The sequence below is a fragment of the Phyllobacterium myrsinacearum genome (assembly GCF_014138285.1).
Classification (GTDB): domain Bacteria; phylum Pseudomonadota; class Alphaproteobacteria; order Rhizobiales; family Rhizobiaceae; genus Phyllobacterium; species Phyllobacterium myrsinacearum_A.
In genome coordinates this window covers 1-24,783 of sequence record NZ_JACGXN010000009.1, presented here as the reverse complement: position 1 = coordinate 24,783, position 24,783 = coordinate 1, and the positions used below count along the sequence as shown (strand labels likewise).

The 24,783-nt window shown below is 55.4% G+C and carries 27 protein-coding genes and 3 tRNA genes; 19 read left to right on the top strand and 11 right to left on the bottom strand.

Annotation, left to right across the window (positions count from 1 at the left end; translation table 11 throughout):
• The first annotated feature begins 191 nt into the window (after positions 1–191).
• The 7 genes from FHW16_RS21550 to FHW16_RS21520 all read left to right on the top strand — a co-directional run bounded on the left by FHW16_RS21550 (position 192) and on the right by FHW16_RS21520 (position 7,410).
• On the top strand, positions 192–1,367 hold the full coding sequence (locus FHW16_RS21550) for a cysteine desulfurase family protein (protein ID WP_182551350.1): 1,176 nt from the start codon (positions 192–194) through the stop codon (positions 1,365–1,367).
• 168 nt (positions 1,368–1,535) lie between these two features.
• Positions 1,536–3,065, top strand: a complete 1,530-nt coding sequence (sufB, locus tag FHW16_RS21545) for a Fe-S cluster assembly protein SufB (protein WP_182551349.1) — start codon at positions 1,536–1,538, stop codon at positions 3,063–3,065.
• 90 nt (positions 3,066–3,155) lie between these two features.
• Positions 3,156–3,911: a Fe-S cluster assembly ATPase SufC gene (sufC, locus tag FHW16_RS21540; RefSeq protein ID WP_091877072.1), complete on the top strand. Its 756-nt coding sequence runs from the start codon at positions 3,156–3,158 to the stop codon at positions 3,909–3,911.
• Positions 3,912–3,922: 11 nt separating this feature from the next.
• Positions 3,923–5,194, top strand: coding sequence for a Fe-S cluster assembly protein SufD (sufD, locus tag FHW16_RS21535; RefSeq protein WP_182551348.1), 1,272 nt, complete (start codon positions 3,923–3,925; stop codon positions 5,192–5,194).
• 77 nt (positions 5,195–5,271) lie between these two features.
• The gene (locus tag FHW16_RS21530) at positions 5,272–6,513 is read left to right on the top strand and encodes a cysteine desulfurase (RefSeq protein WP_182551497.1); all 1,242 of its coding nucleotides are present in this window, start codon (positions 5,272–5,274) and stop codon (positions 6,511–6,513) included.
• A gap of 4 nt (positions 6,514–6,517) precedes the next feature.
• Positions 6,518–6,937: an SUF system Fe-S cluster assembly protein gene (locus FHW16_RS21525; RefSeq protein ID WP_182551347.1), complete on the top strand. Its 420-nt coding sequence runs from the start codon at positions 6,518–6,520 to the stop codon at positions 6,935–6,937.
• A 257-nt stretch (positions 6,938–7,194) separates the two neighbouring features.
• Positions 7,195–7,410 carry a hypothetical protein gene (locus FHW16_RS21520; protein WP_182551346.1) on the top strand — a complete coding sequence of 72 codons (216 nt, stop codon included), beginning with the start codon at positions 7,195–7,197 and terminating at the stop codon, positions 7,408–7,410.
• A gap of 247 nt (positions 7,411–7,657) precedes the next feature.
• On the opposite strand, the gene FHW16_RS21515 is transcribed toward FHW16_RS21520, so the two are convergent.
• Positions 7,658–8,260 (bottom strand): hypothetical protein, encoded by a 603-nt coding sequence (locus FHW16_RS21515; protein WP_182551345.1) that lies wholly within the window; start codon positions 8,258–8,260, stop codon positions 7,658–7,660.
• A gap of 125 nt (positions 8,261–8,385) precedes the next feature.
• Here FHW16_RS21515 and sufA point away from each other — a divergent pair, with 125 nt between their 5' ends.
• Both sufA and FHW16_RS21505 read left to right on the top strand, forming a co-directional pair.
• Positions 8,386–8,760, top strand: a complete 375-nt coding sequence (sufA, locus tag FHW16_RS21510) for a Fe-S cluster assembly scaffold SufA (RefSeq protein WP_182551344.1) — start codon at positions 8,386–8,388, stop codon at positions 8,758–8,760.
• 102 nt (positions 8,761–8,862) lie between these two features.
• Positions 8,863–9,186, top strand: coding sequence for a TfoX/Sxy family protein (locus FHW16_RS21505; RefSeq protein WP_182551496.1), 324 nt, complete (start codon positions 8,863–8,865; stop codon positions 9,184–9,186).
• A gap of 37 nt (positions 9,187–9,223) precedes the next feature.
• Here the strand turns inward: FHW16_RS21505 and FHW16_RS21500 are convergent, their stop codons facing one another.
• The 3 genes from FHW16_RS21500 to FHW16_RS21490 all read right to left on the bottom strand — a co-directional run bounded on the left by FHW16_RS21500 (position 9,224) and on the right by FHW16_RS21490 (position 12,129).
• Positions 9,224–9,625, bottom strand: coding sequence for an NUDIX domain-containing protein (locus FHW16_RS21500; protein WP_348643920.1), 402 nt, complete (start codon positions 9,623–9,625; stop codon positions 9,224–9,226).
• 11 nt (positions 9,626–9,636) lie between these two features.
• Positions 9,637–11,166 carry a DEAD/DEAH box helicase gene (locus tag FHW16_RS21495; protein ID WP_182551343.1) on the bottom strand — a complete coding sequence of 510 codons (1,530 nt, stop codon included), beginning with the start codon at positions 11,164–11,166 and terminating at the stop codon, positions 9,637–9,639.
• Positions 11,167–11,355: 189 nt separating this feature from the next.
• Positions 11,356–12,129: an NAD kinase gene (locus FHW16_RS21490; RefSeq protein ID WP_182551342.1), complete on the bottom strand. Its 774-nt coding sequence runs from the start codon at positions 12,127–12,129 to the stop codon at positions 11,356–11,358.
• A 155-nt stretch (positions 12,130–12,284) separates the two neighbouring features.
• Between FHW16_RS21490 and FHW16_RS21485 the strand changes: the two genes are divergently transcribed.
• Positions 12,285–12,360 (top strand) — tRNA-Thr (locus FHW16_RS21485).
• A gap of 535 nt (positions 12,361–12,895) precedes the next feature.
• On the opposite strand, the gene FHW16_RS21480 is transcribed toward FHW16_RS21485, so the two are convergent.
• The 3 genes from FHW16_RS21480 to FHW16_RS21470 all read right to left on the bottom strand — a co-directional run bounded on the left by FHW16_RS21480 (position 12,896) and on the right by FHW16_RS21470 (position 14,184).
• Positions 12,896–13,600: a hypothetical protein gene (locus tag FHW16_RS21480; protein ID WP_182551341.1), complete on the bottom strand. Its 705-nt coding sequence runs from the start codon at positions 13,598–13,600 to the stop codon at positions 12,896–12,898.
• 34 nt (positions 13,601–13,634) lie between these two features.
• Complete coding sequence (locus FHW16_RS21475) at positions 13,635–13,871, bottom strand: hypothetical protein (RefSeq protein ID WP_182551340.1); 237 nt, start codon at positions 13,869–13,871, stop codon at positions 13,635–13,637.
• A 70-nt stretch (positions 13,872–13,941) separates the two neighbouring features.
• Complete coding sequence (locus FHW16_RS21470) at positions 13,942–14,184, bottom strand: hypothetical protein (RefSeq protein ID WP_182551339.1); 243 nt, start codon at positions 14,182–14,184, stop codon at positions 13,942–13,944.
• Between the two features lie 68 nt (positions 14,185–14,252).
• Here FHW16_RS21470 and FHW16_RS21465 point away from each other — a divergent pair, with 68 nt between their 5' ends.
• The 4 genes from FHW16_RS21465 (at position 14,253) to FHW16_RS21450 (ending at position 17,977) form a co-directional block, all read left to right on the top strand.
• Positions 14,253–14,771, top strand: coding sequence for a lysozyme inhibitor LprI family protein (locus FHW16_RS21465; protein WP_246711894.1), 519 nt, complete (start codon positions 14,253–14,255; stop codon positions 14,769–14,771).
• Positions 14,772–15,191: 420 nt separating this feature from the next.
• The gene (locus FHW16_RS21460) at positions 15,192–15,725 is read left to right on the top strand and encodes a cupin domain-containing protein (protein ID WP_182551338.1); all 534 of its coding nucleotides are present in this window, start codon (positions 15,192–15,194) and stop codon (positions 15,723–15,725) included.
• 46 nt (positions 15,726–15,771) lie between these two features.
• Entirely contained in the window at positions 15,772–16,692 is a 921-nt protein-coding gene (locus tag FHW16_RS21455; RefSeq protein WP_182551337.1) for an aminoglycoside phosphotransferase family protein, read from the top strand.
• Positions 16,693–16,873: 181 nt separating this feature from the next.
• Entirely contained in the window at positions 16,874–17,977 is a 1,104-nt protein-coding gene (locus FHW16_RS21450; protein WP_432652068.1) for an ABC transporter substrate-binding protein, read from the top strand.
• A gap of 128 nt (positions 17,978–18,105) precedes the next feature.
• Here FHW16_RS21450 and FHW16_RS21445 read toward each other — a convergent pair whose 3' ends face one another.
• Entirely contained in the window at positions 18,106–18,681 is a 576-nt protein-coding gene (locus FHW16_RS21445; protein ID WP_182551335.1) for a transglycosylase SLT domain-containing protein, read from the bottom strand.
• A gap of 316 nt (positions 18,682–18,997) precedes the next feature.
• On the opposite strand from FHW16_RS21445, the gene FHW16_RS21440 reads away from it, so the two are divergent.
• The gene (locus FHW16_RS21440) at positions 18,998–20,002 is read left to right on the top strand and encodes an alpha/beta hydrolase (protein WP_182551334.1); all 1,005 of its coding nucleotides are present in this window, start codon (positions 18,998–19,000) and stop codon (positions 20,000–20,002) included.
• Positions 20,003–20,372: 370 nt separating this feature from the next.
• Positions 20,373–21,347 (top strand): sterol desaturase family protein, encoded by a 975-nt coding sequence (locus FHW16_RS21435; protein ID WP_182551333.1) that lies wholly within the window; start codon positions 20,373–20,375, stop codon positions 21,345–21,347.
• 34 nt (positions 21,348–21,381) lie between these two features.
• On the opposite strand, the gene FHW16_RS21430 is transcribed toward FHW16_RS21435, so the two are convergent.
• From FHW16_RS21430 to rlmB, 3 genes are all read right to left on the bottom strand, one after another.
• A complete protein-coding gene (locus FHW16_RS21430) occupies positions 21,382–21,975 on the bottom strand; it encodes a YceI family protein (RefSeq protein WP_182551332.1) in 594 nt (197 codons plus the stop codon).
• Positions 21,972–22,562, bottom strand: a complete 591-nt coding sequence (locus FHW16_RS21425; protein WP_182551331.1) for a cytochrome b — start codon at positions 22,560–22,562, stop codon at positions 21,972–21,974. Before FHW16_RS21425 ends, FHW16_RS21430 begins: the two co-directional genes overlap by 4 nt.
• 102 nt (positions 22,563–22,664) lie before the next feature.
• Complete coding sequence (gene rlmB / locus FHW16_RS21420) at positions 22,665–23,534, bottom strand: 23S rRNA (guanosine(2251)-2'-O)-methyltransferase RlmB (RefSeq protein WP_182551330.1); 870 nt, start codon at positions 23,532–23,534, stop codon at positions 22,665–22,667.
• A gap of 255 nt (positions 23,535–23,789) precedes the next feature.
• Between rlmB and FHW16_RS21415 the strand changes: the two genes are divergently transcribed.
• From FHW16_RS21415 to FHW16_RS21405, 3 genes are all read left to right on the top strand, one after another.
• Positions 23,790–23,874 (top strand) — tRNA-Tyr (locus tag FHW16_RS21415).
• A gap of 122 nt (positions 23,875–23,996) precedes the next feature.
• A tRNA-Gly gene (locus tag FHW16_RS21410) sits at positions 23,997–24,070 on the top strand.
• 240 nt (positions 24,071–24,310) lie between these two features.
• Positions 24,311–24,783: GTP-binding protein (locus tag FHW16_RS21405; RefSeq protein WP_182551329.1), on the top strand; the 473-nt coding region annotated here is incomplete at its 3' end.

Sequence of the window (24,783 nt, the reverse complement as noted above, 5' to 3'; positions counted from 1 at the left end):
GCCACAGGGTGCCTGTCTATCAGCCGGACTTGACGGCGATCAACAGCACCCATAAAACCAGTTTAGAACCGTTCAAAACTGGTGTAGAATTTTGTCTCGAAGCGGCTTAATAGGCTGGTCCGAGGTTGAATTTCAAGAAAATTGCGCTTTTTGCCAGCGCAGAGTTCAAAAGAATAGGAATCACGACAGGTATGGCCCAAAAACGCGCCTATCTCGACTACAATGCAAGCGCACCGCTTCTCGCAGTGGCGCGCCATGCTGTTGTCGACGCATTGGCGCAAACGGGCAATCCATCATCGGTTCATCATGAAGGCCGTGCTTCAAAAGCCATTCTCGAAAGCGCCCGCCGCGATGTGGCTGCACTCGTCAATGCCAAGCCTGATCATGTGTTCTTTACATCGGGTGCCACGGAGGCCGCTTCAACCCTCTTGACCCCGCATTATGTGATGGGACGGGCTCCGGTGCGGCTGTCGCGGCTTTATGTCGGTGCCAGTGAACATCCATGCGTTCTGGCGGGCGGACAGTTTGCCGCCGATCAGATCGATACGGTTCCGGTTGATCGTAACGGGTTGCTGGATCTTGATCGCTTGCGCACTCTGCTTGCAGCTCATGACAAGAGCCAAGGCCTGCCATTGGTTGCTGTACAGGCAGCGAACAATGAAACGGGCGTACTACAGCCAATTGAGGAAATCGGTAAACTTGTCAAAGAGTTCGGCGGTTTATTTGTTGTGGATGCCGTACAGGCAGTTGGGCGTGTTACTATCGATATTGCAACTACTTACGCCGATTATCTCATTCTTTCTTCGCACAAGATCGGTGGTCCGAAGGGCGTCGGAGCGATCGTTGCTGTTTCCGATCTGATCATGCCGAAAGCGCTCGTGCGCGGCGGTGGACAGGAAAAGGGACATCGTGCCGGGACGGAAGCCTTGCCTATCCTTGCCGGTTTCGGTGCTGCGGCGCGCTTTGCCCGCGAACAGCTTCTTGCCGGAGGATGGGGGCTTGCCAACAGGCAGCTCATCGAGGATGGCATCCGTTCAATCGCATCCGATGCGGTGATCTATGGCGATGCCGTTGAGCGACTCGCCAATACGACATTCTTCAGTCTGGCGGATATGAAGGCGGAAACTGTGCAAATCGCTTTCGATCTGGCGGGAATTGCGCTATCGGCTGGCTCTGCCTGTTCGTCGGGGAAAGTTGGGCCAAGTCACGTGCTTGCGGCGATGGGATTTGGTGACGGAACCGGCGGCCTGCGGGTTTCCACATCGCCGGAAACCACGCCGGACGAGATTGCGCTGTTCCTTGATGCGCTGACGAAAATTGTTGCACGGCGGGACCGGACAAAGCCGGTTTCGGCTGATGCGGCATGAATTATCGCAGATATCGGCAATAAATCGCCGATAAATGCAAAAGAATCCGGTGAACACCGGTGTTAAATCGTGCGCTTGCACACTACATTGAGGCAAATATTCAAGACGACACACGCCTTGACGTTTGCAACTGCGGGACCTTGAATCCCGCGAGGATGGAGAACGCCAATGCCTGCCGTGCAGGAAACTATTGATCAGGTCCGCACCCTGGACGTGGACCAGTACAAGTATGGCTTCGAGACGCTTATCGAAATGGATAAGGCGCCGAAGGGCCTCAGTGAAGATATTATCCGTTTCATTTCGGCCAAGAAGAACGAGCCGGAATGGATGCTGGAATGGCGCCTGAAAGCCTATGAGCGCTGGCTGACCATGGAAGAGCCCACCTGGGCGCGGGTGAACTACCCGAAGATCGATTTCCAGGACATGGTCTATTACGCTGGACCAAAGAACCAGACCGGCCCGACTTCGCTTGCCGATGTCGATCCGGAGCTGTTGCGTACCTATGAGAAGCTCGGGATTCCGCTGAAAGAGCAGGAAATTCTGGCAGGTGTGCGCAAGATGGGCGAACCGAGCCCTTCGGACGAGGACGAAGAAGCCAGCGACAATGTCTACAAATCAGGCCGCGTCGCCGTGGACGCCGTGTTTGACAGCGTGTCTGTCGTCACGACGTTCAAGGCGGAACTGGCCAAGGCCGGCGTCATTTTCTGCTCGATCTCCGAAGCGATCCGCGAACATCCGGAACTGGTCAAGAAGTACCTTGCATCCGTGGTGCCGGTTTCCGACAATTTCTATGCGACGCTGAACTCGGCTGTCTTCACCGATGGCTCGTTCGTCTATGTGCCGAAGGGCGTACGCTGCCCGATGGAACTGTCGACCTATTTCCGCATCAACGAGCGGGATACGGGCCAGTTCGAACGCACGCTGATCATTGCCGAAGAGGGCGCCTATGTGTCGTACCTCGAAGGCTGCACCGCGCCGCAGCGCGATGAGAACCAGCTGCATGCGGCTGTTGTGGAGCTGATTGCTCTGGATGATGCCGAGATCAAGTACTCCACCGTGCAGAACTGGTATCCCGGTGATGCGGACGGTAAAGGCGGCATCTACAACTTCGTCACGAAGCGTGGCGATTGCCGCGGCAAGAACTCCAAAATCTCGTGGACACAGGTCGAAACCGGTTCGGCGATCACCTGGAAATATCCGTCGGTTATCCTGCGCGGCGACAATTCCCGCGGCGAGTTTTACTCGATTGCCGTGTCGAATGGTCATCAGCAGATCGACAGCGGTACCAAGATGCTGCATCTGGGTAAGAACACGTCGAGCCGCATCATCTCCAAGGGCATTTCGGCCGGCAAGTCGAACAACACCTATCGTGGTCAGGTTTCGGCTCACCGCAAGGCGGAGAATGCCCGCAATTTCACCCAGTGTGACTCGCTGCTGATCGGCAACGATTGCGGCGCCCATACGGTGCCTTACATCGAGGCGAAGAACGCCACCGCCCAGTTCGAGCATGAGGCAACCACCTCCAAGATTTCCGAAGACGCACTGTTCTACGTGATGCAGCGCGGCATTCCGGAAGAGGAGGCTATTGCACTGATCGTCAACGGCTTCGTCAAGGAAGTCATTCAGGAACTGCCGATGGAATTTGCGGTGGAAGCGCAGAAACTGATCGGCATCAGCCTTGAAGGCTCAGTCGGATAGCCATGGGACGGCCACTGGCCTGTTCCTCGCCAAACAAGATTATTATTGGGATCGCCGAGGCTGATCCCACGGAATTCAAAGGGTAGTACAATGCTGGAAATCATAAACCTTCATGCGAAGATCGCAGATACGGACACAGAAATCATTCGCGGCCTGAACCTTACGGTCAAGGCGGGTGAAGTGGCGGCCATCATGGGACCAAACGGTTCCGGCAAGTCGACGCTGTCCTATATTCTTGCGGGCCGCGAAGACTACGAAGTCACTTCAGGCGACATTCTCTACAACGGCGAATCCATTTTGGAACTCGACCCTTCGGAACGTGCCGCCAAGGGCATTTTCCTGGCATTCCAGTATCCGATGGAAATACCCGGCGTTGCCACGATGGAATTCCTGAAAGTGGCGATGAACTCGCAGCGCAAGGCGCGCGGTGAAGAGCCCCTGAAGATTCCGGACTTTATCGCCCGGGTGAAGACAGCTGCCGCCTCGCTCGACATGGATATTGCCATGCTGAAGCGTCCGCTCAATGTCGGTTTTTCCGGCGGCGAGAAGAAGCGCGCGGAAATCCTGCAGATGAAGCTGCTGGAGCCAAAGCTCTGCGTGCTGGATGAGACCGATTCCGGCCTCGACATCGATGCGCTGAAGATCGTCTCCGACGGTGTGAATGCACTGCGCTCGCCTGATCGTGCCGTGATTGTCATCACCCACTATCAGCGTCTGCTCGACTACATCGTTCCGGACAGTGTTCATGTTCTCTACAAGGGACAGGTCATCAAGTCTGGCGACAAGAATCTTGCCCTCCATCTCGAAGAGAACGGCTACGCCGATATCATCGGTGAGGCAGCCTGAGGAGCGACGTCATGAATGTTCATACAGGACGCCAGCCGACAACCGCAGAAGCGGCGCTGGTCGACTCCTTCGTCGACCGGATGGGCGAACTGCCCGGCGATGCGGAGATCGTCAGCGCGCGTGACAATGCCATCGAGGCATTGAAGACGCAGGGTCTGCCGTCACGCCGCGTCGAGGCATGGCACTATACCGATCTGCGCACTCTGCTGCGCAGTGTCGCCGCCTATGACGGCACGGCGGGCACCAATGCCTTGCCGGCAATCATCCCGGGATCGGCTGTTGCGACGGTTTCCAACGGCGTGGCGCTGACATCGCCACGGGTCGAGGGTGTCGAATTCGTCAAATACAGCGAAAAACTGGCTAACGGATCGGTGATCCGTGATCTCGCCATTCGTGGTGGTGATGATGCAATCGGCCAGATCAATGCAGCCTACGTGACCGACGGTTGGGCTGTTTCCGTTGCTGAAGGCGTCGTGCTCGAAGCACCGCTCGAATTGCAGAATGCACAGGCACGCGGACAGGGCCACGTGCGGTTCCCCGTCAAGTTCGGCAAGGGCAGCAAGGCAACCGTCATCGAACGCCAGACCGGCGGCGAAGGCGAGGGCTTTTCGACCAGTGTCAGCAACGTCACCGTTGCCGACGACGCGGATATCGTCTGGATCATCCTGCGTGAGCATGGTGTTGAAGCAACGCAGCTTGCCCAGTTTACCGCGACCATCGGCACCAATGCCAAGCTGACGCTCTATATCGTCAATGCAGGCGGCAAGCTGGTGCGTCAGGAAGTGCACGTACTCTCCAAGGGCGAAGGCTCTGATTTTCAGTTGCGCGGCGTCAATCTTCTGGGCGGTGAAAGCCACACGGATGTGACAATGACGCTTGGCCATCTCGTCGAAAACACCACGTCGGTACAGATCATCCGCAACGTCGTCACAGACCGTGCGCGCGGTGTTTTCCAGGGGCAGATCAAGGTCAACAGGATCGCCCAGAAGACTGACGCACGCATGGCCTGCAACACGCTGCTCCTGTCGGATGACGGCGAATTCGACGCCAAGCCGGAGCTGGAAATCTTTGCCGACGACGTGGCCTGCGGCCATGGTGCGACGGTAACCGAGATCGATGGCAATCATCTGTTTTATCTGCAGGCGCGCGGTATCCCGGAAAGCGATGCACGCGGTTTGCTGATCAAAGCATTCGTGGCTGAAATCATCGAAGAACTGGAAAGCGAACCGCTGGTCGAGGCTCTTGAAGCCATTCTCGACAAGTGGCTGGCGGCGCATGTCTAATTGTTTGCCTGCCGGTTGATCCGGCGGGCACTCAAATGAATAAACATCCGACCGAAACGCAGGGAAGCGCGGGCACTATGGATACGAAGATCATTCGAGCCGGTTATGATGTCGAGGCCATCCGCCGCGATTTCCCCATCCTGTCGCGCGAAGTCTATGGCAAACCGCTGGTTTATCTCGACAACGGTGCCTCGGCGCAAAAGCCGCAGGCGGTGATTGATGCGATCACCCATACCTATTCGCATGAATATGCCAATGTGCATCGCGGCCTGCATTTCCTGTCGAACGCTGCGACAGACGCCTATGAAAAGGCCCGCGAAAGTGTTCGCCGTTTTCTCAATGCCGGTTCTGTCGACGAGATCGTGTTCACCAAATCCGCCACCGAGGCGATCAACACGGTCGCCTATGGTTACGGCATGCCGAATATCGGTGAAGGCGACGAGATCGTCCTGTCGATCATGGAGCACCATTCCAATATCGTTCCCTGGCACTTCATTCGGGAACGGCAGGGCGCAAAGCTGGTCTGGGTGCCGGTCGACGAACAGGGTGCGTTCCACATCGAGGAATTCGAGGCGCGTCTGACAGATCGTACCAAGCTGGTTGCCATTACCCATATGTCGAACGTGCTGGGGACCGTGACGCCGATCAAGGAAATCGTCCGTATTGCCCATGCGCGGGGTATTCCGGTTCTGGTTGATGGCAGCCAGGGCGCCGTGCATCTGCCCGTCGACGTGCAGGATCTCGGCTGTGACTGGTATATTTTCACCGGCCACAAGATTTACGGCCCATCGGGCATCGGTGTGCTTTATGGACGCAAAGAAAAGCTGGAAGCCATGCGCCCGTTTCAGGGCGGCGGCGAGATGATCGAAGAGGTGACAGAGGATATCGTCACCTATAATCACCCGCCACACCGCTTCGAAGCGGGTACGCCGCCGATTGCACAAGCAATCGGGCTAGGCGCCGCCATCGAATATGTCGAGAAGATCGGCCGCGCCGCCATTCTCGCCCATGAGGAAGATTTGCGCGATTACGCGCATGACCGGCTGCGCAAGATCAATTCGCTGCGCATTTTTGGCGATGCCAAGGGCAAGGGCGCGATCATCTCCTTCGAGCTCGAAGGCATTCACGCCCATGACGTGTCCATGGTGATCGACCGGGCGGGTGTTGCCGTGCGTGCTGGTACACATTGTGCACAGCCGCTCTTGAAACGTTTCGGCGTAACGTCCACATGCCGTGCATCGTTTGCGATGTATAATACGAGAGACGAGATCGATGTTCTCGCCGATGCGCTGGAAAAGGCGCGGAAATTCTTTGGGTGAAACCATGACCGATAAAGTTGAAACGCTGGAAAAAGACGAGACGCTGAAGCCGGATGCGCCTGAACAGGTGACGGAAGTCAGCGGTGCTGTTTCGGCGTCGACTATTCCGGCCGATGAGCTGGCACGTATGACCGATGATATTATCGGTGCGTTGAAGACAGTCTATGACCCGGAAATTCCAGCCGATATCTATGAACTCGGCCTTGTCTACAAGATCGATATTGAAGACGATCGTTCCGTCAAGATCGAGATGACCCTGACGGCGCCGGGCTGTCCGGTGGCTGGCGAAATGCCGGGCTGGGTGCAGGATGCCGTCAGCTCGGTCGAGGGCGTCAGCTTCGTTGATGTGTCCATGACCTTCGATCCGCCATGGACACCCGACCGCATGTCGGAAGAGGCGCAGGTTGCCGTCGGCTGGTATTGATCGGCTCTTCCGGGCCGTTATTGGACCTTTGACCTACGTATAAGTACGAATTGTCAAGCGCATGACTGGCGAGCATGGTGCGGAGGTGATTTTCTGCATTGTTCTTGCAAGTATGTTAACCGGCTGCACGGTGCCCGGACGTATTGACGGCTGATCTTGCCGTGATGCTGGGGGAGCTTGCGAGCATAGCGCTTGAGTTTTTTATGGATTTTGATTTGCCGTTCGCGGTCTGGATTGCGCGCTTTGGCTAGACTGGCATGATTTTTTGCGTCCTGAAGGCAGCGTGGCATTGGTATTCCTCCACCGAAATTCTGACACGCGCTGATCTTGCCGGACTGTGCGATGGCCGGCCGGTAGCGTTTGATGTTGCTTCGTCAGCCATGGAACAGGCCGAGCAGAATGCAAAAGGCTCGCTGGCTGCGGCATGTGCGGGATTGCTGGCGGCGATCGCCGGCATCGCCAGCTATTTTTAAAGAAGTCGGCGGTGAAGCAAATGGCCGCGCGCTGAAATGCAAGCATGCGTCTCGCCCGCATGCCAGGTGCCAGTTTGATCAATGGTGCGCGCCGAAGAATCCCAAGGCGTTCGATGCGCCCCTGGGCGGTTCATCTCCCCAAAGCTTCATGCCCTGGGGGTAATTGCATGCTCCCGGAGCGCCTTTACGTCCCGGGCGCGCTCCCTACCTCTCCCAGAGCGTGTCACGTCCCCAAAGCTTCACATCCCTAGGGTGCCTCGCATGCTTCGGGGACGCTTTGATCCAGCGGTTTCTCGAATTTCTGCAATGTGCCATCAAGAATGGACAAGGGAACGAAGGGAACACCCTGAATGGCCGCATTGGCCAGCCGCAGCCGGTAACAACCATTATAGACGGTAAGTTTCCCATCCTTCTGCTTTGATTCGATCGCCAGAGGAAGGCTCCAATAGGTTGAACCGGCCGCTCCCTCGCTTTCGGCTTTGCCAAGGCGAAGCTCTACCGAGACGGTATTCTCATAACCGGCCTGGAACTGCGGAAATGGTTGGGTGTGGCCTTCATCAGCATAATAGCTGTAGGCGCGTGCATATTCCTGGCGATTGATGGCGTTGTAATAGGATTTGACCAGTTGCTCCGGTGTGCTGCGGTCATCGAGGTAATCCGGCACGGATTGATTGGGCGCCTCAGCCGCCTCCTTGGGCGCAGGCTCCGTTGGAGCCGCTTCAGCGGGCGCTGCAGGCTTTGCACCGGTTTCCTGCTTGGGTTCGGGCTTCTTGGCCTCCTGAGCAAGCGCAGGCGTTAGCGTCAGCGCCATGCCGGCGATAGTGGAAAGGATGAGATGGCGGTAATTCATGATTTCTGCCTTCTGCGTGCGGGTTTTTCGGACGAGACCAGTTTGAACACTTGCGGTGACGGTTATGTAACACTAACTATGGTACAGACTGATCGTTGTACGATCTGAACCAAGAGAGATGAGAAATGGGTCGTTTTTCTGTCATGACGTTGACTGAGGCTGCCGCTACCCGCGTAAGCGAGATTGTAGCGACGCGCGAGAATGCGCTTGGCATTCGTGTCGGCATCAAGAAGGGCGGTTGCGCCGGTATGGAATATACCATCGATCTCGTTACCGAAGCCAAACCCGGCGATGATATCGTCGAGAAGGATGGTTCCAAGGTCTTCGTGGCACCGGAAGCCGTGCTTTATCTCCTGGGCACCCAGATGGACTTCGAGGTAACAACCCTGCGTACGGGCTTTGTCTTCAACAACCCCAATCAGACATCAGCCTGCGGCTGCGGTGAGTCGGTTGAATTGACCCCCGCCAAGCCGGAAGCTATGGCATCCGCCGCGTCCTGATTTTGACCCGACTTCTATTGCTGCGTGGGAGTGGATGTAATGTCTGCTCCCATCATTGTTTTTGGGCGTGACGGCACACGCGCTGCCTGCAATACTGCACGCATGGACAATGACGCGATTCACGATCTGTTTTCCGGGCTTGGGCCTGTTACCATCAAACGTATGTTTGGCGGCAAGGGCATCTATCACAATGGTCTGATCATTGCGCTTGAGGTAGCTGACGAAATCCTGCTCAAGGCCGATGCGGTTTCCGCCCCGGATTTTGAGGCGGCCGGATGCCGACGCTGGAATTATGAAGGCAAGTCGAAGATCGTCAACATGCCGTATTGGTCCGTTCCAGCCGATGCGTTCGATGACCCTGATATCATGACCGAATGGGCCCGCAAGGCCTACGAGGCCTCGCTGCGGGTGGCCAGACAGGCATAGAGGTTCGGAAGCGCTCTATAGGGCTTCTATGGGCTTGTCAGGCCGTTTGGCCGATCAGATCCAATGCATGAACTGTGGGGAGTGTCAGTTTGTCCGGCAAGTTGTCGAGTGGAAACCAGTCGATACCGCCATGTTTGTCCGGTTCAAGCAGTTGTATTTCACCGGAAAAGTTCTGTGCCTGAAAAAGAACGCCAAACCAATGCTGATTTTCATCGTGGAAAAGCTGCTCACTGAGGCCCAGTAACTTGATGTTGCCGGCTTCAAGTCCGGTTTCCTCCAGCGCTTCGCGCCGGATTGCCTGTTCGGCAGTTTCCAGAAAGTCGATTTTCCCGCCCGGGATGCCCCAGGCGCCGATCTCCGGGCTTTTCTTGCGCTGTAGCAAGAGGATATGGCGATCTTTTAAGAAGACGATTCCACATCCGACGCCCGGTGCATTCACGGTTGGAGCCCTCAGATTTTTGTGTCGATCAGCATGAAGGCGGGAATTTCATCGCCAAAACCGACCGGCGACGGTTCATTATCACCCCGGTCACGACGGTGATCGCGATCCCGTTCGCGGCGCGGCTGTTCCTGCTGGGCAGCGGGACGGGCGCGACGCTGCTCATTGTCGGCCTTGATGGCAGCCTTCTGCGGCTTCTCGGCTGTCTTTTTGATTGGCTCATCAGCAATGACAGGCTGATCGCCGGTTTCCTTGGCGCGTTCGGCGGCGGCAATGATATCGATTTCCGACTGCGGGCGCTCACGTTCGCGGCCCTCATTGCGCGGCTTGCGCTTGGTCTCGCTCTTGCCGCGGGTATTGCGGCCACGACGCGGCGCTTCGTCTGTTTCTTCCGAAACGGGCAGGGTGGCAAGATCGCCATCGTACCAGTTGATGTCTTCGCCGATCAGTTTTTCGATGGATGCGAGATGTTTCACATCGGCTGGAGTGACCAGCGTGAAAGCCTTGCCGGAACGTCCCGCGCGGCCGGTACGGCCAATGCGGTGCACGTAATCTTCCGAATGAATCGGTACGTCGAAATTGAAGACATGGCTGACGTCAGGAATATCGAGACCGCGTGCCGCCACATCGGAGGCAACGAGGATCTTCAGCTTGCCGTCCTTGAAATTGGCCAACATCGTCGTGCGGGCGCGCTGATCCATATCGCCATGCAGGGCACCGGCGTCAAACTCATGCTTGACCAGCGAGCGGAACAGCTCCGAGACGTCCTTCTTGCGGTTGCAGAAGATGATTGCGTTCTTCAGGCCATCTTCTTCGGCGCGGATCAGATCGCGCAGCTTGGCGCGCTTTTCCCAATCCTTCTTGCCTGACTTGACCAACTGCTGCTCGACGGTCTTGGCCGTAGTCGCGGCTTTCGCAACTTCCACGCGGACGGGAGCATGCAGGAACTGTTCGGTCAGTTTGGTAATCTCCGGCGGCATGGTAGCCGAGAAGAACAGCGTCTGACGGGTGAAGGGGATCAGCTTGCAGATGCGTTCGATATCGGGAATGAAACCCATGTCGAGCATGCGGTCAGCTTCGTCGATGACGAGAATGTCAACGCCGGTCAGAAGCAGCTTGCCCCGTTCGAAATGGTCAAGCAGGCGGCCGGGCGTGGCGATAAGCACATCGGCGCCGCGTTCGAGCTTGCGCAACTGGTCATCAAAAGAAACGCCGCCAATCAGCAACGCAACGTTGAGCCGATGGTTCTTGCCGTATTTGACGAAGTTTTCCTCGACCTGCGCCGCGAGTTCGCGTGTCGGCTCCAGGATCAGTGTGCGCGGCATGCGTGCACGGGCGCGACCCTGTTCGAGCAGCGTCAGCATCGGCAGCACGAAGGACGCCGTCTTGCCTGTTCCGGTCTGGGCAATACCAAGAACATCCTTGCGCTGCAGCGCGTGCGGGATGGCTCCTGCCTGAATCGGAGTGGGGATGGTGTATCCTGCTGCTTCGACAGCATTGAGCACTTTCGGCGAAAGGCCCAGATCAGCGAACGTGGTCAATGGAGATTTAACTTTCTATCTGCAGTCGATGCCGCACATGTCCGTCATTTTTGCCAATGGAATGGGTGCTTTTTATTGCACAGTGTCTTGCAGGAATGGCGTTAGGGCCCATACCGGCAAAAGTCAACTCTTGCGTCCCGTGAGATTTAAGAGTCCGTTACAATTGTTCATCACTTTAAGCTAATGTTGTCAATAAAGGAACTGTTCTTTGAGAATTCGTTCGTTCCATGAGTGATTCTTGTCAAACAGAATGGTTGCGCGCAATTGCGCGGCTTCTTCAACAGTGACGGAAAGAACAGATTTTACTTCCGTGTGGTCAGCGACAGCATTCACGGGGCGCTTTTCCGGTTCAAGAATATCAAGCCGCACAGTCACCTTGTTTGACAGGAGCGCACCGCGCCAGCGGCGCGGACGGAACGGCGAAACCGGCGTGAGCGCGAGTAAACGGGCATCGAGTGGCAGAATAGGCCCCTGTGCGGACAGATTATAGGCGGTTGAGCCTGCAGGCGTTGCCACCATCACGCCATCACAGATCAATTCTTCCAGGCGAACCTGGTCATCGACCGTGATCCTGATCTTTGCCGCCTGATAGGACTGACGAAGCAAATAGACATCATTGAGTGCAAAGGAGGTAACTGTGCCTTCCTCGAGCGATTCCGCCACCATCTTCAGCGGACGGATGGTTTCAGCCTGTGCCGCCTCGACGCGTTCTTTCAGACCGGTCTCGCTGTATTCATTCATGAGAAAGCCGATAGAGCCGCGATTCATGCCATAGGTCATCTTGCCCTGGTTCATGTGGTTCTGCAGCGTCTGCAGCATGAAGCCGTCTCCGCCAAGCGCGATGATGACATCGGCATCCTTGGGCGCTGTCTGCCCATAGAGCTTGACAAGATTATCCATAGCCTCGTCGGATTCCGGCGTTCCGGAGGAGAGAAAAGCAAAGGTTTCAATATTCCGGTTCATGGCTGCCTGCGTGTCCGAGCATCTCAAGGACGTATCGCCTAGCACGGCGCGATTGATCTGGCAAAATGCTGTTGATTCAAAAAAAGCGGGAAATTTGCATAAAGTGCTGTTTTTTCATTTTACATCAGGAATGTTTGTGCTAATCGGACGCCGCTGCCCTTGTAGCTCAGTTGGTAGAGCATCTGATTTGTAATCAGAGGGTCGGGAGTTCGAGTCTCTCCGGGGGCACCATTTTTCCTTCACTTTCAATTGATTGATCAACCAGCACCTTTTTTGAGGTGCCGGGGGCGAATTTACATCCTACGCGTTGGAGCAAAGGCGAACCGGAACCGGCGATGGCTGATCCCATCCTTGTCATCCACAAGGAGAACGGCTCGATGCCCGCCACGTGCCAATTGCACGCGGCCTGATCTCAGCGACGGGAACTGCGGCGCAAGGCATCTGCTACCAGTGCCGGATCCAGTGAAACGTTTATCACGGTATTACAGTGCGGACATACGAATGCTCCGCCACGCAGGTGCTTTGGTCCGTAGACCAGATTGACCGGTTGCACCTTAATGTTGGACAGCGCGCGTTCGCATTTTGGGCATTTCCCAGTCGCCATTCCTTCTCCCCGTATTTTACCGGACTTTGACACAGCCATGGCCAAAGCGAAACTATCCGAAGAGATGAAGACCTACATCGTTCAGGCGTTCGGTTGATGCGGGCGATGGGTTCGCAATTATAATTTCCTGGAGTCTCGCTGTTTTCCTACTTCACCATGATATCAGGTTGAATGACCGGATGAGGGTGGTTCTTCGCTTCCAATTGATCCGCCGGTCATACCCATTCCGCCGCCGCCCATTCCGCCACCACCCATACTACCGCTTCCACCGCCTCGTTTGGACCCTTCTGTTTCCCCTTTATTGCGTCCGCCGGATGTCGATGGCCTCGTTGGGCCTTGCATCGGAATGCTCAGATCCGTGGGAACCGGATCGAGATCGAGTGCTTTGCGAATGAAATTTCTCAATGCGATGACGAGCTCGTGCGTATGGACAGGGCGTCCCGCAACCAATTCGCGAGCAGCTCGCTCTGCCAGGCGTACCTGTTCGTCGGTTCCAAGAAGTATGACATCTGAAAGAGCTGCTTCCACGGCATCGCGTATTCGTCGAGGGCGGTCAGATCGTCTTGGCTTCTCGTCCGTCAAATGAAGGGGGTCTTCAGAATCCACCTCAGATATTGATACACTGCGCAAGTCGCGGAGATGAGCAGGATCAACTGTGAGGTTTCCAGTAAATGAACCGCCCAAAACTTTATATGCTGCAATCAACGTACGGAGCCGCTCGTTGATTTGCCGGTTCATGCGCTCTCGACGCTGTTGGATGGTGAGCATCATCAACAGCCGAATACCGACACCGATCAGCGTGAACATTGCAAGGCCAATAAGCGTGGCGCCAAGGCTTTGCCATGAACTGAAATCTATGTTGCGCAACGAGGCCTCCTGATGCAATCGAGGCTTCGCTTCTTCAGGACGCGTCGTTGAAGAAAGCGATACCGGTATCTTGGACTATCAATGGTTTCGGCCGTTTTCGTCCAGCACTTCTTGCTTGATACCCGTCAGCAATCGAAAAATCGGCAAAGAGCCGGAGACTTCCAGCATTATTGCTCTGGTCTTTTCGGGCATGAAAATTCAAATCATCGGCATAATTGTCCAATTGGCAGGCAATCTTCATTTGCTGGTCATCAGCCGGCGTTCCCGACATCGCGATCGATGCGCGATAGCATTTATGGCTTCAGACGTTTTGTGGAGAAACGCTTTTTTACGAGCATGAGCTATTCCATGTCTGGGACTTCCCCGGATTGGAACAGCACCGCGGGCGGCCCGTATTCTCCAATATTGGGATCCGCTTCACGGGACCAGGCCAAAACGCCAACGTGTTGACCAGCCAAACTTCTGGCAGATCGCAGCGCGCGTTCTTCCGTATCGAATTGCACGGGTTCAAATGCCGGAACGAGTTCGCCTTCGTCCGATCGGGAAAATGCCATGACAACTATGAGTTTTGGAGGTTGAGCCATTCGGAATCTTCCTATCTGAACCTCAGATTGCCCGAGCCCTTATGAAGACAACAGGACATCGTAACGTGATGTTCTATATTCGTTCTCATCAGGCGGAAGAGTCAAGACTGTGCCTTGAGAAGATTCCCATTTCAGCACAGATTGCTTTTTACTTTTTCGGATCGGGAGCGAATGACATGAACTTGCGTACGGGGACTTCAATCAAACTTCTCGCATTAGGAGTAATTCTGGCAGGAGTGCCGTCGCCCGCTCTATCTGATGACATCTACGATAAATGCATCGCAAAATACACGGATAATCCGAGTTGGGGCCAATGTGGCGGCGACTGGGTGCAGCGCGAGGACGATAAGCTCAATAAAGCTTGGAATGCTTTATTCACAACCGCTCAGGGAAATACCAAAAGCGCTCTCCTGGCGGAGCAGCGCCTTTGGAACACCTTTAAAGAGGGGTCGTGTAAGTTTTACGATAATGGCGATTGGGGACGAGAGGGGCAGGTTTTAAGCTTCCCGAGTTGCCGTGCAGAAGTTATCGCCGCCAGAACAAAAGACCTGGAGGGCTATTCTGAGGCGATTAACGGAAGCCGGTGAGCTGGACCGGCAATGGAAGCACTGTGTTCAGCTCTGTCTCGATAAATAGAGAGGTGGAATACTTCGTACAAAGGTGTGCGAACCGGATAACCAAGGGCAGTGCTGACAGATTCGCCCGTTGATAAGCAAATGCATCACTCCGTTTAAGGTGCGCTGATTTCGTTGCGCTGGTTAGAATACTTGATCCTTCACTCCAGTTTCGAGAAGCTCCAGACCAAGCGTCGAGCACGCCGCTTCAAAAACATGGACCATCTCCGCGGGGATAAACGCGTGGTTTTTGGAGGGCAGACGAGTGTCTCTGCGAATAATCAAGCAGGACAATTCGGTATAGGATGGCTGCTATTGTGCCGACTTCTTGGTTTGCAGCGATGATTTTTGTTGGCTAGTGTCCGTGCCGTTCGGTTCATCGGGAGGCATGACATGACATCCAGCGGGCGCCCGCCCTTCATTGCGCACTGGTCTGAGATCGAGGGACCGGATGACAATCATTACAAGGGCGAGCACGAACTGCTTGCCGTCGATGCGTCCTTCGGTCAGCAGTTCGGGCTTGGTAGAATAGGCATCCACCATCAGCGGTTGCCACCGGGAAGGCGCACATCATTCCCCCATGCTGAAAGCGCGGAGGAGGAATTCGTCTATGTCATCGAAGGTACGCCCGATGTCTGGATTGACGGCACGCTGCATCGGCTGAAACCGGGCGATGGTGTTGGCTTTCCTGCAGGGACGGGGATTTCCCATAGTTTTCTCAACAATACAGAGGAAGAAGTGCGCCTTCTCGTTGTCGGTGAAACGCCGAAGGCTGAGAACCTGATCTTCTATCCAAGAAACCCCGAGCGAAAGCCTCTTCGCCAGGATTGGTGGGAGAACCCGCCGGAACGGCCGATGGGTGAGCATGATGGACTGACTGACAGGGAGCGGGCCCGCAAAGCGGCAACGCCAGCCAAACCGGGCTAGACGACCGAACGGGACGTGGAATGACTTCAACAAAGGGTGTCTATGCATGTCAAACGAAGAAGCGTGCAGGCAACCGCCGGTAATCGATGTCGCGCTGGTCAAAGGACTGATAACCGCCCAATTTCCGCAATGGGCGGATCTGCCGGTAAGACCCGTCGAGCATGGCGGCTGGGACAACAGGACTTTCCATCTTGGCGATGGGATGACTGTGCGGCTGCCGAGCAGCGGCGCTTATGCCGAACAGGTGCAAAAGGAGCAATTCTGGCTGCCCAAACTGGCGCTGCATCTGCCTTTGCCCATTCCGGCCCCTGTGGCGATGGGATTGCCAGATCAGAATTATCCGTGGCGCTGGTCCATCTACAAATGGCTCGACGGTGACGTTGCCAAACCGGAACGTATCGTTGATCTCAAACAGTTTGCTGCCGATCTCGCTGCGTTCCTTGTCGCCCTGCAGGCCATTGACGCTATCGGCGGGCCAATACCCGGCATGCACAATTTTCATCGCGGCGGGTCGCTCGCCGTTTATGACGGGCAAACACGGGAGGCCATCATCGCGCTCCGGGGCAAGATCGATACGGATCTCGCCACCGAAATATGGGAGGCTGCTCTTGTCACCGCTTGGCAGGGTTCTCCGGTCTGGTTCCATGGGGACGTCAGCTTCGGCAATCTTCTGGTCAGGGAAGGCAGGTTGAGCGCGGTCATCGATTTCGGAACATCCGGTGTCGGTGATCCATCCTGTGATCTGGCCATTGCGTGGACGCTCTTTTCAGGAGAAAGCCGGCAAACCTTCCGGGCAGCCTTGCCGCTCGATGAGGCAACGTGGGCACGCGGCCGTGGCTGGACATTGTGGAAGGCCTTGATCGTGTATGCCGGGCTTGCTGGTACCGATCCGCTCGAAGCACATAATTCGCGAAGAGTTCTCAAAGAAGTACTTGCGGACCACAAGATTTCAGCAAAACCAGCTTGATATTAGCGTCCTGTTTGCCTGAAGGAAATCAGCCCAATATTTTGATAACCAACGCAGTGTTTTTCCTACTAAATGAGCATATGCAGCCCGTGGTATTTCAATTTTACTTATAGTACGGTTCGCTCGTCCTTGGGGACATTGAAGAAAAATGAGGGGAAAAAACATGCCTTTGAAGAGAATAATGCAAGCTGCGTTACTGAGTGTTGCTTTGGGCGCTCCGGCGGCTTTGGCTGACGATCTCAAGATCGCGGTCGCCGGTCCCATGACCGGACAGCTTGCCAATATCGGTGATCAGTTCAAGCAGGGCGCACAGGCGGCGGCTGCCGCGATCAACGAGAAGGGTGGCGTCAAGGGCCGCCAGATCAAGCTGGTGATCGAAGACGACGTCTGCGATCCGAAACAGGCCGTATCGATTGCCAATCGCATCGTCGCCGAAGGGATCAAGTTCGTTGACGGCCATGCCTGTTCGGGCTCCAGCATTCCCGCCTCGGCGGTCTATGCCGAAGCTGGCGTGCTTATGATGACACCTGCATCCTCCAATCCGGACCTTACTGAAGCAGCCGCGAAAAAGGGCTGGTCGACGATCATGCGCCTTTATACGCGCGATGATGGTCAAGGTGAGTTTGTCGGGCCGTGGATTGCCGAGAAGTACAAAGGCAAACGCGTTGTCATCCTGCATGACAAGGGCGCCTATGGTAAGGGCCTTGCCGATGCGGTGAAGGCCAAGATGAATGAAAGCGGATTGAAGGAAGTCCTGTATGAGGGCATCAATGCCGGCGACAAGGACTATTCGGCGCTCATTACAAAGCTGAAGGAAGCAAAGGCTGATTTTGTTTACTTCGGTGGTTACCATCCTGAAGCTGGTCTCATCCTGCGCCAGGCAGCCGACCAGAACTTCAAGTTCCAGCTCATGATGGGGGATGCGATTGCCTCTCCTGAATTCTGGGCGGTTGCGGGACCTGCGGGTGAGGGTGTGATGTTCACCTTCCCGGCAAACCCGCAAGCGCGGCCGGAAGCCAAAGCAGCCGTTGAAAAGATCAAGGCCAGTGGCTTTACACCGGATGGCTTCACGCTGTTCTCCTATGCTGTCGTGGAAGCCTTTGCTCAAGGCGTGGAACGCGCCGGCAGCGATGATCCGGTGAAGGTTGCTGCCGCGCTCAAGGATGGGAAGCCTGTCAATACGGTTATTGGCGCCGTGGTTTTCGACGAGAAGGGCGACATCAAGGATGCCAAGTATGACATCAACGTCTGGCACGACGGTGCTTACACGGCGATGAAGCCGTGAGGCATTGATCCAGGGAATGTGTGCGGAACGGATCTTTTATCCGGGACGTTCCATTCGGAAGAAAAGCGGGCGCCTCGGGCGCCCGTTATACATTGCATGCGTGGCTGTAGCGGCGAGCTTCAGTCGCCCTACAATCCGCAGCTTTGCATCTGGGCTGCATATTTGCTTGCAATAGCCGCAGTACGGCGTGCAGCACGATCAATTCCGGGCTTGTTTCTCCATGTACCGCGCGCATATTCCTTTGGGCCTGCGTAATAGGCCGCGTAAAGATTATACGCGTCATTCAGTGGAATGCCGTTCTTTTGATTGCTTTGTGCGTGGTACCAGCCGACGAAGTATATTGCATCGGCAAAACTTGTCCGTCCACTGCCATAGCGACCGGTGCTGCGCTGGAATTCAGCCCAAGTGCCGTCGAGCGCCTGCGAATAGCCATAGGCACTGGAGGGGCGTGTCCAGGGGATGAAGCCGAGCAACTTGGTGCGCGCCGGACGTGCCCGCGCCTGGAAGCCGGATTCCGTATTGATCGTGGCCATCAGAATGGGAACCGGAACGCCATATTGCGCTTCCGCACCCTTGGCATAGGAGTACCAATTGTTGAAGAAGCCGTCCTTTTGATCGAATACGGCACATACATTGTTGGTCTGAGTGGGCGCTGAGGCGCAGCCTCCCAGCAATAACAAGGCAATGATCATCATGCGGCGCATAGGTAAGTCCTTTGTCTCACCCAATCACCTAGTCCTCAATTCCTAACGCTTTCTTACCAAATGGCCGCCGAAGCCATCGCGCTTGATCAACTTTGATGTGACAAATTATTGATTCGGTGGTGCCTTGGTTGGAGCAAGGCGTCTTCGACCGCTTGCACAGGTGGCAAGTTTCAGTACCAAGCCAAGGCTGGCGACACAGCAAATCTCATCCTGGAATAAACACACTTGCCTTCGCGGCGGAGCGGGATCACGGTTGGTTCGGCGAATCTGTTCCAAGCAACGGAGGATCGCCTGGCATATATCCGAAGGCTGTCCCATGCGTGTTACCAATCATCCCGCCGGAGCCGTGCATCGTCTGAGCGTTGACGGCGTTCATCTTCGCAATAACCTTCTGGGCGATCCCACGACTCGTGTTGTCGATGTCTATGTGCCTGCCGGCCATAACGGTGAAGGCTTGCCGTTGCTTGTTGATCTGGTTGGCTTCACCGCGGGCGGTCCGGCGCATACGAACTGGAAAGGTTTTGGCGAAAACGTGCCGGAGCGGCTCGACCGGTTGATCGGCTCGGGGGCGATGCCGCCTGTGGTTGTGGCGTTCCCCGATTGTTTCACACGACTTGGCGGTAACCAGTACATAAACAGCGCTGTCATGGGCAATTGGGAAGATTTTTTGATCGACGAGATGCTGCCGGCGGTCGAAGGCCCGTTCAAATGCGGCGGCTATGGAAAACGTGGTGTTTTCGGAAAAAGCTCAGGCGGTTATGGCACCCACGTGCACGCAATGCGGCGGTCGGACGTCTGGTCTGCCGCTGCGAGCCATTCCGGCGATGCGGGATTTGAACAGCTTTATCTGCCTGAATTTCCCGGCGTGCTGCGAGCGCTTGCGGAACATGATCTGTCTATCGAAGCATGGATGAAGGCTTTTGAGGCAAAGCCCAAGAAGAGTGATAATGACACACTGGTGATCATGATCTTGGCTCAAGCCGCAACATTCGATCCGGATCCTTCCGCATTTCTGGGGCTGCGTTTGCCGGTCGATCTGGAAACCTGCGAGTTGATCGAAGACCGGTGGTCGAATTGGCTTGCCTGGGATCCGGCACGACTGGCGGAAACACACAGTTCCAATCTCGCGAGATTGAAGGCCGTCTATTTCGACTGCGGGACCAAGGATCAGTATAATATTCTTTACGGTTCCCGCCGTGTTCATCGCACGCTTGACCGGCTCGGAATTCAGCATCGCTATGAGGAGTTCGACGATAATCATTCGGCAGTCGACTATCGCATGGATATTAGTCTGCCGTTTATTGCCAAGGCCTTGATTTAAGCGTTTTGCTTCGTAGATAGGAGAGGCTTGACCAACCAACCAACTTGGAGAGCAGGTAATAAAGTCAAGCCTCTGCTGGAAATCCAGCGATGACTGAACGCCAGATTCAACCAAAAAGTTCCGGTTGGGTAAGCTATTAATCGGGTATCGCGCAATGTTCTTGCAATCTAATGTCGTGACAACCCGTTTGTGACTGCAACCCGGTTTGCTATGCTGACCAGAATTTGACCTCTGCCTTTCCTGTTCGTTCTGGTGAAACATCACCAGCGGGATCGGGAAACGAGCCTGATGAAATAACCCCGCGTGAAGCAATGATGACTGCGATAAACATGGAACACAGATTGATGTCGGAGAATAAGGGGATTTTTGAATGACGATCCCCCAAAATTCATGGCTCTATACAGCGCTTTCCTGTTCGTTGTGGCCGCTCTTCTATTGTGTTGGTCTTATTGGCACTTACGCCGCCTTCCAAACGCAATCGCCGCTGCTATGGTTCAACGTGGTCTATTTTTCCGTGGTGTTCCTGATCGCCATATTCGAACGGCTCATGCCCTACGAAGAAACGTGGCTGAAGCGGGATGGCGAGACTTTCAACGATATTGCCCATACGTTGCTGACAAAGGGCGCGGTGCAGATTGCCGCAGCCATTGCGGCATCCTTTCCCATGGTTGTAGCGATTGTTGCGCAACCGATTCTCGCGACGTCTGTACACATATGGCCAAGCGAATGGCCGCTGGCGATACAGGTCGTTCTCGGGCTGATCATTGCTGAATTCGGACTCTACATTGCGCATCGGCTGGCGCATGAAAAACTCGCACTCTGGCGGTTTCACGCGTTGCATCACAGCGTTCAGCGTTTGTGGGTGGTTAACACCGGCCGCTTCCATGTGATCGACTCCCTGTTCAAGATCGCCCTCAGCCAGATTCCGCTCTATCTGCTCGGCGCACCTTTGCCTGTCTTCCTGTGGATCAGTGCAGTCACCGCATTCACCGGGCTTTTGACCCACTGCAATGTGGATGTACGGACGGGACCGTTGGACTGGTTCTTGAGTACGCCGCGTCTGCATCGCTGGCACCATTCAAAGGAATTGTCGGAGGGCAACACCAATTATGGTGAGAATCTCGTGCTTTGGGATCAAGTTCTCGGAACTTACTTTAATCCTCCACGGCCATCGCCGGTCGACATAGGTATCAGCGGTCGCGTGGCAAAAAGTTTTCTCGGCCAATTGGCTCAACCTTTTTCTGCAAAGGGCGTCAGGCAAATCCTTGGTTACGCTCCGCGAAAGAGTGAAGAGAAAAGTGTTCAACCCGTCGCCGTGGAAATATCGGCCGGCGAGAAGGATTGACGAACCGTGCTGGTGCATCGGCTGAATAATCCCCTTAACTGCGTTGACCATGGATTGTCATGTCGAATTGCACGACATTGGAATAGATCGGCGTGCCTACGTCCATGCCATAACGTGAACGCATGATCTTGCCTTCGACATGAAAGACGATGGCATTCTTGTCATGGGTGGAGAGGGTGGCCTGGAAATTGGCTGGGCTGCTCTTTCCACGTGCAGTCAGTATGCCGTCGACAGCCGCAGTGCTCGGTCCCGTCTGGGTAATCTGTGTCGATTTGAACGTCACTGTAGGAAAGTTCTGCGAATCGAACACCGCGTCGGAGCGAAGGAAGCTCTCGATCCGCGCCTGACCAGTGCTGACACTCTCCGGGAAGAGGGTGAATTCGATGGTGGAACGGCTGATATCACTGTTATTAAGGGCAAAAACACCGGAAAACTTCTTGAAATCGCCGGATATTCCACCGCCACCGATCTGCGCGACCATGAAACCGATACGGGACGATGTGTCTATTCGATAGCGGCCTGCCACTTCTGACAATGTATCCGCATTGGCCAGGGCAGGCGCTATAGCGACCAGCAAAGCAACTGCCGCCTTGAGAATGGTTGAAATGAATGTTTGGGCGCTATTCATGATCGCGTGTCCTTTTGAGCGGCGGTGCGGGCGCGAGAATGCCAACTGAGCATGCGCCGCAAAACAGCATCTTTTTTCCAGAAATGATGGTGGAGAGCTGCCGACATATGTGCGGCGGCCACAAGGGAGGAGATGTAGGCAAGCCAGGCGTGGCTGGCCGTCCAGAATGCTTCGGCCTGATCGGAAATCGTCAGGGGCAACGGGGGAATGACGATGAGATTGAAGGCAAACGTCGGTATTTGCAGCGGCGAACTGGAAGCCAGTGCCCAGCCAGTCAGCGGAATGAGGAAGAGCGCGAGATAAAGCACGCCATGCGTCAGATGGGCCGCCGATCGTTCCATTCGGCTCATCCCGGCGATATCACGAGGCCGCGGATTTGCCATCCGCCAGAGCAGCCGTACCCCGGAAAGAACGAGAATGAGGAAACCGAAGGATTTGTGCCATTGGAAAAGGCTGAACTGCAGCGCGAAATCACTGGTTCGGACCATCAGATAGCCCAGCAGAATCTGACCCATAAAGATGGCGGCAATGATCCAATGAAAAAGGATCGCAAGCAAACCATAGGATTCGGTGTCATTGCGCAGCATCGGTACACTCCATCGGGAGGGCACCACTCACATGAGGAGTCTGTGCCCTGACGTGGAATGAACACCGCAGCTGCGAAGAATATTCAGATCGCCGATTCTTTTTTAACCGGCCTTGGAAGTCAGGAAGCGCTGAGCCGCATAAAGCGAAATGGCGGCTGCATTGGAAACATTGAGCGATTTGATCGCGCCTGGCATATCGAGCCGGGCAAGATGGGTCACCGTCTCACGCGTCTTCTGCCGCAAGCCTTTGCCTTCGGCTCCAAGAACGAGCGCGATGCGATCGCTGGTCATGGTTTTTTCAAGCTCAAGCGGGCCTTCCGAATCGAGCCCGATCGTCGCGAAACCAAGTTCATGCAATTCATGGATAGCTTCAGCAAGATTACGCACCTCGATATGTGCAATAAGCTCCAGTGCACCGGATGCAGCCTTGGCCAGAACGCCGGATTCCTGGGGGCTGTGGCGGGCTGTTGTCACAATCGCGCCGGCACCGAAGGCGACGGCTGAGCGCATGATGGCGCCGACATTGTGCGGATCTGTTACCTGATCGAGAATCAGCAGCAGCTGGCTGTCCTTCAGCGCCTTCAGCGACTGGGATTTCAGGGGCTGGACCTCGATCATGACGCCCTGGTGCACAGCGTCCGAACCGGTTTCCCGGTCAATGGCGCGCGGATCAACGACGTCAACATCAAAGGGCAGGGCGGACGAATCGGCAATTTCCAGCCGGTCCAGCGCATTTTTGGTCACAAGCATGCGCTTAATCTGGCGATTTGGGTTATCAAGGGCCGCTCGCACTGTATGCAAACCATAAAGGCGTACGAGGCCATCCGGCACTGCAGTGCCTTCTACGGCAGGGCGTGATGCCCTTTCGCGCGGGGCCTGCGGTGCGCCGCCGGACTTCTGATCGCGGAACTGACGGCGCAGTGTCGCATAATGGGAATCTTTAAGGGTACGGGATGGTTTTTCGTCGGTCATGGCGCAACCTATAACCTTTCGAACCGTCTTGCGATATATGCTTGTTGGCTAAAATGCAGGCTTTGGCTGTTTCTGCAGAATTTGATTGCAGGTGGTTGTTGAACAATCATTTTCACAGGGCCCGTCATTTTCTTCCACAGACTGTTGACACCACGAAAGCTAGTCGGCATAAGGCCACCCGCAAGCCGCCGCTGGAAAACAAATTCGGCAGCTGGTTTGCAGAGTGCCTGATGGCGCGGTTCCACGGCAGTGACCGGAGGAGTGCCCGAGTGGTTAAAGGGGACGGACTGTAAATCCGTTAGCTTGGCTTACGTTGGTTCGAATCCAACCTCCTCCACCACTGCCGGAACCGCCCGCCTGGCGCGCACCGCCAAAACCTGAAATGGTTTTGGTATGGTTTGTGCGCTGTGATGAGTGTTACTGTGTTCCTTGTGCGTATCGATGCACGGCGCAGTAAGGTGTGCGGGTATAGCTCAGTGGTAGAGCAGCAGCCTTCCAAGCTGAATATGCGGGTTCGATTCCCGCTACCCGCTCCAGATTTACAAGAGCACCGCGTGCACGCGTGAGCGTGCATAGGTGCTCTTCGATTTTTGTCTTGAGCATTGCACGCCGCTCATGTGTCCCCATATGAACGAGCATGATCAGGACAAAGCTAACCCGCGTTGATCATGGCTGATCGGGCGGGCGACTGAGCTGACGGACGGCATGCTGTCTCGTCTGAGCTACAAACATGGTACCGGCCCTAGACCGGTTGTGATGACGAGAGAACGACAGCTATGGCTAAGAGCAAGTTTGAACGTAACAAGCCGCACGTCAACATCGGCACGATTGGTCACGTTGACCATGGCAAGACATCGTTGACGGCAGCGATTACGAAGTATTTTGGTGAATACAAGGCGTATGACCAGATTGACGCGGCGCCTGAAGAGAAGGCGCGCGGCATCACGATTTCGACGGCACACGTTGAATATGAGACGCCGGCCCGTCACTATGCGCACGTTGATTGCCCCGGACACGCCGACTATGTGAAGAACATGATCACCGGTGCGGCGCAGATGGACGGCGCGATCCTGGTTGTATCGGCAGCCGACGGCCCGATGCCGCAGACGCGCGAGCACATCCTTCTGGCGCGTCAGGTTGGCGTTCCTGCGATTGTGGTTTTCCTGAACAAGGTTGATCAGGTTGACGATGCCGAGCTTCTGGAACTGGTTGAGCTTGAGGTTCGTGAACTTCTGTCGAAGTACGACTT